This is a genomic window from Pseudovibrio axinellae (genome assembly GCF_900110875.1).
In the GTDB taxonomy this organism is placed as follows: Bacteria; Pseudomonadota; Alphaproteobacteria; order Rhizobiales; family Stappiaceae; genus Pseudovibrio; species Pseudovibrio axinellae.
In genome coordinates this window covers 248,002-261,567 of record NZ_FOFM01000005.1, presented here as the reverse complement: position 1 = coordinate 261,567, position 13,566 = coordinate 248,002, and the positions used below count along the sequence as shown (strand labels likewise).

13 protein-coding genes are annotated in these 13,566 nt (G+C 51.8%); 7 read left to right on the top strand and 6 right to left on the bottom strand.

Features of this window, described 5'->3' with window-relative positions; translation table 11 throughout:
• Positions 1-181 precede the first annotated feature (181 nt).
• Together BMZ51_RS13320 and dksA are read left to right on the top strand one after the other, a co-directional pair.
• Positions 182-619, top strand: a complete 438-nt coding sequence (locus BMZ51_RS13320; RefSeq protein WP_068002116.1) for a flagellar assembly protein FliX — start codon at positions 182-184, stop codon at positions 617-619.
• A gap of 158 nt (positions 620-777) precedes the next feature.
• On the top strand, positions 778-1,194 hold the full coding sequence (gene dksA / locus BMZ51_RS13315; RefSeq protein ID WP_068002113.1) for an RNA polymerase-binding protein DksA: 417 nt from the start codon (positions 778-780) through the stop codon (positions 1,192-1,194).
• A 256-nt stretch (positions 1,195-1,450) separates the two neighbouring features.
• Here the strand turns inward: dksA and flgH are convergent, their stop codons facing one another.
• Genes flgH through flgF form a run of 4 tightly spaced genes read right to left on the bottom strand, consistent with a single transcriptional unit; the run spans position 1,451 to position 4,727 of the window.
• Complete coding sequence (gene flgH, locus BMZ51_RS13310; protein ID WP_068002104.1) at positions 1,451-2,212, bottom strand: flagellar basal body L-ring protein FlgH; 762 nt, start codon at positions 2,210-2,212, stop codon at positions 1,451-1,453.
• Complete coding sequence (gene flgA / locus BMZ51_RS13305) at positions 2,212-3,180, bottom strand: flagellar basal body P-ring formation chaperone FlgA (RefSeq protein WP_068002103.1); 969 nt, start codon at positions 3,178-3,180, stop codon at positions 2,212-2,214. Before flgA ends, flgH begins: the two co-directional genes overlap by 1 nt.
• A gap of 12 nt (positions 3,181-3,192) precedes the next feature.
• Positions 3,193-3,975, bottom strand: coding sequence for a flagellar basal-body rod protein FlgG (gene flgG / locus BMZ51_RS13300; RefSeq protein ID WP_068002102.1), 783 nt, complete (start codon positions 3,973-3,975; stop codon positions 3,193-3,195).
• 11 nt (positions 3,976-3,986) lie between these two features.
• Positions 3,987-4,727, bottom strand: coding sequence for a flagellar basal-body rod protein FlgF (gene flgF / locus BMZ51_RS13295; protein ID WP_068002101.1), 741 nt, complete (start codon positions 4,725-4,727; stop codon positions 3,987-3,989).
• A gap of 278 nt (positions 4,728-5,005) precedes the next feature.
• On the opposite strand from flgF, the gene BMZ51_RS13290 reads away from it, so the two are divergent.
• The 5 genes from BMZ51_RS13290 (at position 5,006) to BMZ51_RS13270 (ending at position 12,052) form a co-directional block, all read left to right on the top strand.
• Positions 5,006-5,503 (top strand): flagellar basal body-associated FliL family protein, encoded by a 498-nt coding sequence (locus BMZ51_RS13290; protein WP_068002098.1) that lies wholly within the window; start codon positions 5,006-5,008, stop codon positions 5,501-5,503.
• An 11-nt stretch (positions 5,504-5,514) separates the two neighbouring features.
• A complete protein-coding gene (gene fliM, locus BMZ51_RS13285) occupies positions 5,515-6,702 on the top strand; it encodes a flagellar motor switch protein FliM (protein ID WP_068002096.1) in 1,188 nt (395 codons plus the stop codon).
• A gap of 2 nt (positions 6,703-6,704) precedes the next feature.
• Positions 6,705-7,259, top strand: coding sequence for a DUF6468 domain-containing protein (locus BMZ51_RS13280; protein WP_068002093.1), 555 nt, complete (start codon positions 6,705-6,707; stop codon positions 7,257-7,259).
• On the top strand, positions 7,256-7,954 hold the full coding sequence (locus BMZ51_RS13275) for a MotE family protein (protein WP_068002090.1): 699 nt from the start codon (positions 7,256-7,258) through the stop codon (positions 7,952-7,954). The genes BMZ51_RS13280 and BMZ51_RS13275 overlap by 4 nt, the downstream gene beginning before the upstream one ends.
• A gap of 105 nt (positions 7,955-8,059) precedes the next feature.
• Entirely contained in the window at positions 8,060-12,052 is a 3,993-nt protein-coding gene (locus BMZ51_RS13270; RefSeq protein ID WP_208979455.1) for a hypothetical protein, read from the top strand.
• Positions 12,053-12,098: 46 nt separating this feature from the next.
• Here BMZ51_RS13270 and BMZ51_RS13265 read toward each other — a convergent pair whose 3' ends face one another.
• The gene (locus tag BMZ51_RS13265; protein ID WP_208979454.1) at positions 12,099-12,764 is read right to left on the bottom strand and encodes a lysozyme inhibitor LprI family protein; all 666 of its coding nucleotides are present in this window, start codon (positions 12,762-12,764) and stop codon (positions 12,099-12,101) included.
• A 33-nt stretch (positions 12,765-12,797) separates the two neighbouring features.
• A complete protein-coding gene (gene fliP / locus BMZ51_RS13255) occupies positions 12,798-13,565 on the bottom strand; it encodes a flagellar type III secretion system pore protein FliP (protein WP_139201390.1) in 768 nt (255 codons plus the stop codon).
• Between the last annotated feature and the right edge of the window lies 1 nt (position 13,566).

The window sequence follows — 13,566 nt, the reverse complement described above, 5'->3', positions numbered from 1 at the left end:
TTCATTTTTTAATGCCTTGTTTCTATTGGGTAATTTTAGTAGGAGGTGGATAACGCTTGAAGCCTAGCAAATTTCGATACGGCAATTGTTGCCTGCTTGCTAAGGTTTTTTATATCGACTGCCCGGCAAATCTGTTCGGGTCGGCCCATTTGTTTCAATTTAAAGCTCTGAGGGGGAAGCCTTGCTTGTACGTAGCACTCCAGTTTCTGGTCTGAACTCCACGAGTAAAGTGGGCACGAAACGTCGTAAAGGATCTGACGGGGAGCAAGCTGGTGCATTTGCACTGGAAGAGGACACTCCTGCTGTTGCTCAATCGTCTACCGGTGTGCCTACGCCCTCGCTGCAGGGCGTCGATTCTTTATTGTCGCTCCAGCAAATGGACGTGCAGGTGGATGACCGTAGCAGGGCGGTGCAGCATGGGAACCAATTGCTGGACCAGCTGGACGCACTGCGCATAGATCTCTTGCAAGGACAGGTCCAGCCAGAGCGCCTTGAGCGGCTTGTCGGAAACCTGTCGATGCGCATCAAGAGTGGCAATCCGGGTTTAGACAAGGTTGTTGAAGATATTGAGCTGCGTGCAAGAATCGAGCTAGCAAAGCTTGGGCATTACGTAGAATAACCCATTATACCGTGATAGGAATTCAGGTTTCCAACTGCATAAGTTGCTGAATACAATGAATAATTGCATTCTTTGATAATTTCACCTTTTTAGTAGATTGTTGTTTTACCATCCTCTCGTTATATTCCAGCCGCCAATATAAATAGGCGGAGTTTCAGATGGCAGTTGATGTCGCAATTGATTATCGTCCATCTTCGGATGAACCATTCATGAACGACCAACAGCGCGAGTACTTTCGTAGAAAGCTGCTTGCGTGGAGGGAAGATATTCTGAAGGAGAGCAAGGAGACCCTTGCTGCGCTTCAGGAAGAAAGCACAAATCACCCAGATCTGGCTGATCGTGCTTCTTCTGAAACCGATCGGTCGATTGAGCTACGTGCGCGTGACAGGCAAAGAAAGTTGATTTCTAAAATCGACGATGCTCTTGCTCGCATTGAAGACGGATCCTACGGCTACTGTGTGGAGACTGGTGAACCAATCTCTGTGCGCCGTTTGGATGCTCGGCCTATCGCAACGCTCTCCATTGAGGCGCAGGAGGCTCATGAGCGTCGCGAGAAAATCTATCGGGATGATTGATTTTTTGGGGGGACTGAATATCACCTTTCAAGCTGTGGTCCTTAAATTGTAACCGCATTTTGGAATGTAACTTTGCAAGGGGAGCGCGGCATTGCTGTGCTTCCCTTGTTTCATTTTGAAGTGTGGCTGCCGAGCCTTTGTTGTGCCGTCGCTTGCAAGAGTAAACGAGCTCGGCATGCTGGGGAGCAATGTGCCGAGCTCGCTTTATGGGCCGCTCAAGCTGGGGAGCTTATTGAGCGGCTTAGGTCTTTGAAGCTTAAAATGGCAGGATAATATCGAGTACCTGACTGCCGTATCGCGGTTGCTGCGCGATGGAGAGCTGTCCGCGCCCGCCATAGCCTATGCGCGCTTCTGCGATCTTTGTGCTTTCAACTGTGTTGTCGGAAGCGATATCTTGCGGGCGTACGACACCTGCAACAATCAACTCACGCACCTCGTGATTGACGCGTACTTCCTGTCGACCTTCGATAACCAGGTTAGAGTTTGGCAGAACCTGCGTCACCACCGCTGCGACAGTCGTTTCAAGGCTTTCTGTTCTGTCAATTGACCCGCTGCCCTGGAAGGTGTCGGAGCTGCTGATTGAGGCCAGGGCGTCCGCAGAGGTGCCAGATGGCAGGATGAACTCATCAATAGCTGTGCCGATCGCACCGCCTGCGCCAGCGTCTTTAGCGTCGCTTCTTGCACTTCGTGATGTGTTCGCGAAGGCTGCTTTGTCGGAGATCGTGACTTTGACGGTCACGATGTCACCGATACGTTTGGCGCGCTGGTCCTGAAAGAATGCGCGATTGCCGGTGCGCCAAAGAGAGTTGGCGTTGTATCGCTCTGTTTCTTTCATCGGCATTGGCATCTGCACCGGGCGATACCCAGGCTGACTGCGCGGGTCCTGAATGGCCGTGAGTTCAGGTTCCTGCCCGACTTTGGAAAGCTTGTCGGCAGTTTCACAACCCGCGAGTGCAAGAAGGGCGATAATCAGTACTGCGCCATGCTTGAGTTTGCTTACTGAAGAGGTTTTGAACATCAGCGGTTCTCCAGTACGGCAGCGACCTGCGTGTTTGTCGTTGTTACAACAGCCATGTTTTTGGCGATTACCTCGGCCAGGATCACTTTTTGCGAGATAGGGTTGATGATCTCGATGAGGTCATTTTTACCACCTTCTGATCTGGCTTTGCCTTGGGTTGAAATGTTCATGCCAGGAACCTTGTAAATCACTGTTACCTTTGCTCCGCGCTTTATGAGAACCGGCGTGCTGACATCTTTTGGCGAGAGAGTGGACCCGGCGCGAATATTTCGGCGCACTTCCATCCCAATCAATTCATTTGCAGCAAGAAGCTCTCGACGTGCGTAGGGGTAGGCAGGTTTGCGTTCCTGACGAATATCATTGGCTGTGATGATTGCTCCGCGGTCCATATTGCGCGCCAAAGTGGCGATGGAGATCACCTGGGAGGCGCTTCCGGTCACGGAGAGTGGTTTGCTTTGGCCTTCCTGCACAACGTTGAGAATTGCCTTGAAGCGTGCTGTGCGCGGGGACCAGTTGATGTGTCCAATTGTTAGCGGGGAGACGGCATTGGCATCTGCTTGCAGGTTCATCGGCAGCAAAGAGGTGTAGGAAATATCGATCTGATCTGGCTGAGTGTTTGCACGCTCTGCAAATGCATTGCGCAAAATATCGGAGATCAGGGCTTCATCCACCGGGATGGAAAGGCGGTGGACACTGACGGTTGTCAGGCCATCTGTACCAGCCTGAATGAAACCAGCGGCTTGGGCCTGTTGTGCGATGATGAGTGCGGAGACGTTACCTGTGGTTCCAAGATCTGGGCTGCGAAAGATTGGAGTTGCCGCCAGATCGCCAGCTTCTGAATAGAAATCTCCGATCGTGACAATCGGGCCGGTGACGTTGACTGTCGGACGCAATGTTGGTGCGGCGAATGCGTTGCCTGCTGCCAGTGCCATCAGGCCTGCAAAGAATGTGGTCGCCAGCTTTCTCATCAGATCAGCCCCTTAGCGAAGGTTCGTGGTCGTGGAGTACATCTCGTCGGCTGCCTTGATGATTTTTGAGTTCATCTCGTAGGCGCGCTGTGCGGAAATCAAATCAGTCAGCTCGTTCACGGCGTCAACGTTGGACGCTTCAAGGTGGAGCTGCAAGATATCTCCGTAGCCAGCAGAAGCCGGGTTGTTGACTTGCGCAGGGCCACTGGCCGGGGTCTCAAGGAAGAGGTTGTCGCCAATTGCTTCCAGACCCGCTTTGTTTGTAAAGCGCGCGATTTCTAGCTGCCCAAGATTCAGAATCTGCTCGTTGTCATCCATTGCTTGAACAAGGCCTTCAGCGTTGATTGTAACGTCACGGGCGTTGTCTGGAAGGGTGATGCCTGGCTGGACACGGTAGCCGTCCTTGGTAACCAGCTCGCCAGTCTGAGAGCGTGCAAAGGAGCCGTCGCGCGTGTAACCTGTAGTGCCATCGGGGCGCTCAATTTGGAAGAAACCTTCTCCGCGAATTGATACGTCATACTCGTTGCCAGTCTGTGTTACTGGGCCAGCAGACATGATACGGGTCGTTGCAACAGTGCGTACGCCCGAGCCGATCTGAACGCCATTTGGGACAATTGTTCCAGCATCAGAGGTTTCGGTGCCCATACGACGTTGGTTTTCGTAAAGCAGGTCCTGAAAGTCTGCGCGTTGGCGTTTATAGCCGGTGGTGCGCATGTTTGCGACGTTGTTGGAGATGACTTCGACGTTTAATTCTTGCGCTTTCATGCCGGTGGCGGCGATGTGTAGGGCTTTCATTGTGGTGTTCCTTAAGCTTCAACTGATCCAAGTTCGCGGATGGAGCGCTGGCGGAGTTCGTTGCGCTGCGACATCATCTTGGATACGCTTTGATATTGGCGGGTGATATCAATCATGCGGGAGATTTCTCGAACGCCTTCCACGTTGGAACCTTCCAGAGCTCCTTGGATGACGGTCGGGCTCTCTGCCAGAATTGGGTTGGAGCCGGAAAGCAGGTTTGCACCAGCGTGCTGAAGTGTCTGGTTGTCTTCGAACGTGTAGATGTCGAGGCGACCGAGTTGTGCTTGAGGGGTGGAAATCATGCCGTCTTTGGTGATGGTGATTTCAGTGTCTTCAAGGTTGATTTGAACTGGAGCGCCCTCTGCCATAACAGGAAGACCGCCATCGGTCACGAGCGTGCCGTCCGGGTCGATCGCTAGGCTGCCTGCGCGGGTGTATAGTTGCTCACCGTCAGCGTCAGTTACAGCAAGGTACCCATCGCCTTCAATCGCAAGATCAAGTGGATTGCCTGTAAGACGAATTGAGCCCTGCGTCATCACGGTTGCTGTGCCCACGTCCTGGGCAAAAGAAAGCGGACGGTCCGGGCGCTGAAACTCAGTTGCCTGAGCCGTCGGCATAAGAAACTCCTCAAAGAGAAGCCTTTGCGCTTTGTAGCCAGTCGTATTGACGTTTGCCAGATTGTTGGCCACCACATCCAAGTTCCTTCGAAGGGCACTTTGACGTGACAAGCCGATAAGCTGTGCGTTTTCCATTTTATGCTCCCCAGCATTGCAGTAAGTCCATTCAGACCTGCCGCACACCAGTACTTGCATAAGTTGTGCCAGTTTCGAGCTTTGGCGGTTTTCTGCTGTTTTGAGAGGGGCGAATGCAAAATATCTGTTAAGTACCTGATAAAAGATGCCTACTTTAATTTCCTAGCAGGCAAAAATTGCTTAGTAAGGTGGTATTAACCAATTGGTAATCTTCGTTAATCATTTAATTAGTATTAACAGTCGTTAAACCTTTGATTGCGATGTGGCGGGACGCAAAAATGGCAGATCCGGAACTGCAAAATACCAAGGATGATGGTAAGGTCGGCAAGCGCAAGGTCGTTATCGGCGCGATTGTTGGCGCTTTACTGTTAACCGTTGGTGTGGGCGGTGCCTATGTCCTGGACCTGTTTAATCTAGGCGAGGGTACCACCGTCCAAAGAGGTGGCGGTACTCTGGGTCAGACTGAAACCCGGCCTGTTGTTTTTTACGATCTGCCAGAAATGACGGTGAACCTGTCCACTCAAGGTCGCACCACTTATTTGAAGGTGCGTATTGCCCTTGAGGTAGAGAGCGCCAGTATGGTTGCTCAGGTGGAGCCCTATCTGCCCCGTATTCTTGATGCCTTTCAGATTTATTTGCGCGAGCTTCGTCCAGCCGACCTTGAAGGCTCTGCTGGTTTGTTTCGTTTGAAGGAACAACTGCTGCGCCGCATTAATTCTGCAATCTATCCAGCCAGAGTTGAAGGGGTTCTCTTTAAAGAGATCCTGATTCAGTAGGGGAGCGGCATATGTCAGATACCGATACTCTTCCCGAAAATGGTAGTGGAGATAGCGATGAGGACCTTGCAGCTGCGTGGGGCGCGGCGCTTCAAGAGCAAGGCGTAGAAGGCGGCGAAGAAGCTGCGGCCCAATGGGCTGCAATGATTGATGACAGTGAGCCTGATCTTGAGAGTGCTTCTCGCGGTGCCGACCGTATCCTTAATCAGGAAGAAATTGATAACCTGCTCGGCTTTACGCTGGATGGGTCGCTGACCGGTGATGAAGGTGGCATTCGTGCCCTCATCAACTCGGCGATGGTGTCCTATGAGCGTTTGCCCATGCTAGAAATCGTGTTTGACCGTTTGGTGCGGCTGACCACGACTTCTTTACGCAACTTTACGTCGGACAATGTAGAAGTCTCTTTAGACTCCATGACCAACGTGCGCTTTGGTGATTACCTCAACTCTATTCCGCTGCCTGCAATCCTTGGCGTGTTCAAGGCAAAAGAATGGGATGGCTTTGGGCTTGTTACCGTTGAAAGCTCTCTGATTTATTCCATTATTGATGTGTTGCTTGGCGGTGGTCGGGGGTCTTCTCCAACACGGGTTGAAGGACGACCATATACGACGATCGAAAGTAATCTGGTGCGCCGGATGATTGAGATTATCCTGCTGGATGCAGAACAGGCGTTTGGTCCGCTTTCGCCTGTCAGTTTCCCGCTGGAACGCCTTGAAACCAATCCGCGCTTTGCTGCGATCTCGCGGCCTGCGAATGCAGCCATCATGGTTGAGCTGCGTATCGATATGGAAGACCGTGGCGGTAAGGTGGAGATTGTGCTGCCCTATGCGACCCTTGAACCAATCCGTGACCTGCTGCTGCAGATGTTCATGGGGGAAAAGTTCGGGCGTGATTCCATTTGGGAAGAGCACCTTGCGACAGAGGTTTACTCCTCAGAAGTGCAAGTTGATGCAGTGCTTTACGAAAATACAATCCCGTTGCAACGGGTGTTGAATCTGGAAGTGGGGCAAACATTGTTGTTTGACACTGGCCCACGTGATCCTGTGCAGGTGAAATGCGGGGGAGTGGCATTGACGGAGGGCCTGATGGGGCATGTTGATGACCGAATTTCCATTGAGATTTCGAAGAAATTAAAACAATCCAAAATGACACTTGCCGCTTTTGAAAAGTCCCTGCAAAACGAACTGGAGACAAGCTAGCTATGACCCTCGGTCTTATCATTGAATGCATTGTTGCAGTTCTTCTTGTGGTCACCATCAGCTATTGCTGGAGGCTGAATCAGCGTTTGAGCCGTTTGCGCTCTGATGAAGAATCCTTGCGCGCTACGATCTCAGAGTTGATCACAGCAACTGAAATTGCAGAGCGCGCCATTATGGGGCTCAAGTCCACCGCAGGAAATGCAGACCGAACTTTAGGCGCTCGTCTGGGTGAGGCAGAGGCTGTTTCGCGTAAGCTCTCCGATCAGTTAGGGGCTGGAGAAGATGTGCTGGACCGTGTTGGCGGTGTTGCTGACCGCGCTCTTGCGGACCATGCTTCGCGTGCTGGTACACCAGCATCGGCCACCTCACGGACCTATGAAACTGCTGCTGAAGGGCTCGTGGCTGGAATTATTGCCGAGCAAGAGAGCGATGTACGCCAACCGCCTGCGCCTAAAAGCAAGTCGCGTTCTGTTGCTCGCGGGATTAGTGAAGCTGCCAATGAGTCTGCGGCGCGTATCGAGCGCTTTCGCAGGCAAGCTCAGGACCGCGTGGCATGAAACTAAGGCTTCTACCAATCGTTGTTTTTGCTGGTAGCGCACTTCTCCTTTTAAAGGTGCTGGGGCTTTTTCTTGGAGGTACCTACTCGATTGGGGCTATTCGTGTGGCAGATGCGCAGCAATCTGAGCCTGTGGAGGTTGCCAGTACTGAAACGCCTGTTTCTGATGCGCCTTCAAACTCTTCACATGTACGGTCTATCCAAGTTGCTCAAAATACAAGTGCTGTCATAGAAAGCGGCGTACCAACCAACACTGTTTCTGAGTTGGCGGTGCTGAACAGTTTAGGGAATCGCCGGGACGCACTGAACAAGTTTGAGAAGGAACTGGAGTTGCGTGAGCAGGTGCTTGCTGCAGCCGAAGCGCGTTTGAACAAGCAGTTTCAGGAACTCAAGGCTTTGAAGGCCACGATCGATTCAGAAGTTGAGCGCAAAGAAGAGCAGGCCGCGCAAGAAATCCTCGACCTTGTTCAAATTTATGAGAGCATGAAAGCGAAAAATGCTGCACGGATCTTTGATCGGTTGGACCTAGATATCATGCTGAAAGTTGTCAAACAGATGCAACCCCGCAAAATGGCCGATGTGTTGTCTGAGATGAACCCCGATATGGCTGAGCAGTTAACAATTGCCCTTGCCGTTGGGGAAAGCCGGAACGTGAAAACCTCTTCTTCGATTCTTCCGAAGATTCAGGGGAATTAACCAAGCCGGTTGTCTGTTTATCGCTGTTAGCGCTGGAGTCTGTAAGCTTGCGTTAATAGCCAATTGTTACACATACCTAATTAAATTTAGGAGTAAGAATCGAGTATGGGGGACTTTGGGGAGAAGCAGAAGCGTTCCTTTCTGCGCGCCACCTTACCTTACCGGCTACGTTATGTTTTGCATTGGGTCGGCTTGGTGAAGGTAAAGGGCAAGGCTTGGCTTGTGTCCTCAATGCTTGCTACAACCGCTTTAGGCGGGTGTGACATGAATGCCTGGGCCGAACCTGCCTCTGCTATTGTGGAGGTGGAAGATGCTGGCAGCTTTGCTCGAATAGTGATTACGTTTCCTGAACGCTCTTTGCTCCCTCCGTATGAGGCTTCTATCTCGACCAGCGTGCTGCGCATTTCCTTTCCAGAGGGAATTGCTGCAAATGTTGATAAGGTGCCCGACGTCTTAGCGGACTACATTTCCATTGCCCGCACTGATCCTGATGGCGCAGCGATGCGTTTTGCTTTACGCCAGCCGTTGAACATCAGCAGTATGGAAGCAGGAGAACGGTTGTTTATTGACCTTCTTCCCTCCAACTATCAGGGCCGACCACCTGCATTACCGCAGAACGTGGTTGACGAACTGGCACAGCGTGCTGCTGAGGCGTTGGAGCGTATTCGTGTGCTGGAAGAAGCCAATGCACTGGAAGACCGAGAGATCAAGGTCAGATTGCGCACAGGAGTTCATCCAACATTTTCCCGGTTGATTTTTGACTGGAATGTGAAAGTCAGCAGTGCTTTTGAGCGCAGTGGAAACAACGTGCGCGTGAAGTTTGATCAGGCGGCTGATCTGGATCTTTCGCAATTGAAAGTGAGTTTGCCGCAAAGCGTATTGGATGTGGCATCGCAGACACGCGACAATGATCTCATCTTTAATATGATCGTTGACCCACGTGCTGATGTGCGTTCTTTCCAGGACGGAAAGCGGTTTATTGTTGATGTGACGCCAGAGAATACCGGAACACTGGACCCTCGTGTCTCTGACGTTCGCGAGGAGCTGTTTGGTGACGACGGGATTCCCGAGGGTGCATCGAATATGATCAAGACCCTTGGAGATAAAGCGGCAAGTGCTGCTAAAGTGCCTTCTGACGGGCAGCATGCTCGTGCCAAAGCTGCTGTAAGTTTGCAACCAAAGCCTTCGAGCGAGGAGGCGCCTGTGAGCGTGGCTGCAGCGCTTGCTGCGGGACTTGAAGACCTTGCGTATACTCAGATGGCGTTTCCAAAGGCAAAACCTGCCCCGCAACGCATTGGTGAACCTGTCCAACACCTTACACCCCCTGATGTTCCCATCTCTAAGCCGACGGAAGCCGAGCGTAAGAGCGTGGAGGTTTTGAAGGATGAACCTGCTGAGGTCTTGAAGCATGAGGCTGCGGTTGTTGAGCAGGCCGCTTCAACTTCAACACCAAAACCTGAAACGGAGCCGGACCAAAAGGCGCAAGCGGTGGAAAATGCACCCGCTGCCAAGGCTCAGCCTAAGGCTGACCTAATTGGTGAGGTTGTTCAGGCAGCTGCTCAGGATGCAGTGCCTTTGTCACTTGATGCGGAGGTTGTTGGTGACGTCGCTGTCTCGGCGACAGCGACTGTGCTTGGTGATTTACGACGCGAGCCTGCTTTAGCGCGCCGTGCTTCTGCAGAAACAATTGTGCAGGAAGAGAGCGCTGTTCCCAGGAAAGTCGTTGGCGTTGAAACGTATCGTATCGGTGATACGGTTCGTTTGGTGTTTCCGTTTGAAAGTCAGGCGGGGGCTGCTGTATTTCGCCGCAATGGCAAGGTTTGGGCCGTCTTTGATAGCTCAGAGCAACTGGATGGACGCGGCATTCCGGCAGTGCTGAGCGATCTTGCGCGCAATGTGGAGCTTGAAGAAATCGACGATGCGCAGGTGCTACGTTTTGATTTAAAGCGCACTACGCTGATTTCCATTGAATATCAAGATGATGCTTGGGCCATAACTCTGGGGCCGACCATCTCAACAAAAACTGCACCAGTGAATGTTGAAAGAAACGTGCAGGGAGATGGCTCCAATATTTTGCGGTTGCCATTTGGCGCAAATGGCCGTCTTCATAGTTTGACCGATAAAAGCGTAGGGGACCGGATTTATGTTGTGAGTGGCCCTGCGCCTGTTCGTGGCATCTTAAAGTCCTATCTGTTTCCGCAGGTTCAGGTTCTTCGCAGTTCTCAAGGTCTTGCGGTCGTTCCGAGCGCCGATGGCGTTGATGTTGAGTTGACTGGTGAAGACTTGGTGATCTCCAGACCTGATGGCTTGAAGATCTCTAATCGAGGTCTTTCAAAAGGCACCACTGTTGGAACCCATCTTAAAGACCCAACTCAGCCTGGGTTGATTGAGTTTTCGCAGATTGAGCAGCAAAAGCCTGAAGATTATATGCGTAAGCTTCGGGACCATGAGGAAGCTATTTCCCGCTCTGAGCCAGACCAGCTGAAAGGCCCGCGTTTGGATATGGCGCGTTTCTTCCTTTCCAGCGGGTTTGCGCATGAAGCTATTGGTACCTTGAGCATTATGGAAGAGGATGATCCTCTTATCAGAAAAGATGCAACGTTCAATGTGATGATGGGCGCTGCTCAAATGCTGGCGTCAAGGCCGGGCGAAGCGCTCCAGTATTTGGCCGCGCCGGAGCTTGCCAGTAGCCCAGATGCCGCTGTTTGGCGCACGTTTGCGCATTCATCGCTTGGCGATTGGAAAGGTGCGCACGCGAACTTGGCGCGCGGGCAGGCTGTTATGGCAAACTACCCGCTCATGCTGCAAGTGCGCTTCAATCTGGCTTCTGCAAAGACGCAGATAGAGCTGGGAAACTTCGGAGCGGCCCTTTCTGCTTTGTCTCAGATTGAGCCTGCAGATATGATCGAAAAGCAAGCCATTCGATATGACTTGCTGCGCGGGCGCATTGCTGATGCTTCTGGCCGGTCTCAAGAGGCGCTGGACGTTTATGGATTGGTCGTTCACTCGAACGACGGGCCGGAGAGTGCTGAGGCCAATTTTCTAAGTATTAAGCTGCGTTTTCGGGATGGCATGATTGATGCCGGTGAAGCTTTGTCTGCACTGGAAGGGCTAGCTACGTCCTGGCGCGGAGATGATACCGAGCTGAAGACTTTGAGGCTGATGGCCCAGCTTCATGCGCAGGAAGGAAACTATCGCAGAGCTTTTGAGGCCATGTCTCAGGCTGTGCAGTCTGATGCGGATGCTGGAATCACCTCCAGCATTCAGCATGAGATGGGGTCAGTTTTTGCAACGCTGTTCTTAGAGGGCAAGGCACAGGCTTTGGAGCCGGTGAAGGCGTTGGCGCTATTTTATGATTTCAGAGAGTTGGTGCCGGCCGGGCGCCAAGGTGATGAAATGGCGCGTATGCTTGCCAGTCGTCTGATTGACATGGACCTTCTGGATCAGGCAGCTTCGGTGCTGCGACACCAGATTGATAAGCGTCTTAAAGGTGCTGCTCGTGCACAAATTGCAGCGGATCTGGCTGTTGTTTATCTGCTCAACCGCAAGCCAGAGGAAGCGCTGCGTATCCTTTCGCAGACACGGCAAGGGCAATTACCAGCAGCATTGCAGCGGCAACGTAACATTGTTGAAGCGCGTGCTTTGAGTGAACGCGGGCGACCTGACCTTGCTTTGCAGCTTGTTCGAAATATGTCTGGCTCTGATGTGGATCGCCTTCGGGCTGATACTCTGTGGTCTGCCCAGTCATGGCAGAAGGCTGGTGAGCAGCTTGAGCGAATGAATGGAAGCCGCTGGTCTGATGAAGTCCCACTTGCAGATCATGAGCGCGTTGATGTTGTTCGTGCAGCAATTGCTTATACGCTTGCGGAAGACAGTCTGGGGCTTGAGCGTCTTCGCCAGAAGTATTCTCAAAAGATGAGCCAGTCACCTGATGCAGAAGTCTTTGAGATTGTTACCCGTCCAATCGATGATCGCGGCGTTGAGTTTCTTAACGTTGCAAAGTCCATTGGCGGCGGAGATAGTCTGGTGTCGTTTCTTGAGGAATACAGACGCCAATACCTCTCAACCGTTCCTTTGGTGCCAACCGAAGAAGCTTGATTGAACGCAGCCGAGGTTGAAGAAGGATCGGCCTGAACCGTTTTGGTCAGTCAAAGAGGTCAGCTTCTGTAATAAATTGCTCAAGTTGCAAGCTGCGCACAGCAGTTTGTTCGCTGAGGCAATCTGCCATGATAAGGCTGGCGAGCGTTCCGCCCTCAAACACCATTGCATTTGCCGAGCACGTTTCATCGCGAAACTTGATCCAGGATTTTTGAGCTGACTTCAGGCTTGTCTTTACTTGGGGCTTCGCCACTTTCATGATTTTTTGATAGGCTGCATTTAAGCGCTGATCCCAAATCATGTATTCTTGCACGGCGCAGTAAACCATCTTGCTGTTTTGGTAGGCCTCACCGATACATTCTTCCGTGACTTCACCGTAACATGCCATGGCAGGATAGCCGCCGCCCCTGTTCTCTACGCACTTCGCAATAACTTCAATTTCTTGCTTTGTCGGGGTCTGAGCGGTGGCGCTTATTGCGCTGTGTATCAGTATGAGGGAGAAACAAAAAAATAATTTTTGAAAGGACTTCATTGGAGCCTCAAAGATTGGAGTGCTTTTATCTTTTGATAGACGAAAGCTGCCGCTAAAATGATAAATTGACATCCCCAAATAATGTGGGGTCTTAATGGAAATATGAGAGGCTCTTTGAATTTTAGGTAAGGGACGTCGCTTTGTCGTGTCTGCTTTTTCAAAATAATACGGGACGCCCAAACACCTTTAATGAATGTGTTCGGGCGATCCACGTTAAGTTCCGAAGCTTCTTACCAAGCTTCCAGCAATCAATTGCCAGCCATCAACCAACACAAAGAAGATCAGTTTAAATGGCAGTGAGATTACGATTGGCGGCAGCATCATCATACCCATGGACATCAAAACAGATGCGATGACCAGGTCAATGATAAGGAACGGCAGGTAGAGCAGGAAGCCAATTTCAAATGCGCGGCGCAGCTCACTGATCATAAAGGCAGGGACCAAAACCCGCATGCTCAGGTCTTCCGGAGTTTCGGGAGTGGGGGCCTTTGCCAGCTCCTGAAAGAGGAGTAGGTCAGATTCCCGCACCTGTTGGCGCATGAACTTATGAAACGGCTCTGAGGCTCGTTCATATGCCTCTTGCGGATCAATTGTTCCTTCGATCATTGGCTTTGCGCCAAGGTCCCACGCTGTTTCAAACGCGGGAGCCATCACAAAAGCAGTCAGGAACATGGCCAAGGACAGCATAACCGCGTTGGGTGGTGCAGTTTGTAGGCCGATGGCTGAGCGAAGCAGGGAAAGCACCACGACAATACGTGTGAAGCTTGTCACCATGATCAGGATGCTTGGTGCCAGAGAAAGGACTGTCAACAGCATGACCAGCTGTACAGCGCGCTCTGTTACCGAGTTGCCTTCTCCGCCGCCAAAGTCAATGGAAATGCTTTGGGCGGCGGCAGGACCAAGCCAGAAAAGCAGGAGAGCGAAAACCAACAGGCCAATTTGCCCTTTGGTTCCGCCCAGTTTTGCTTTTGCTCGTCCCATC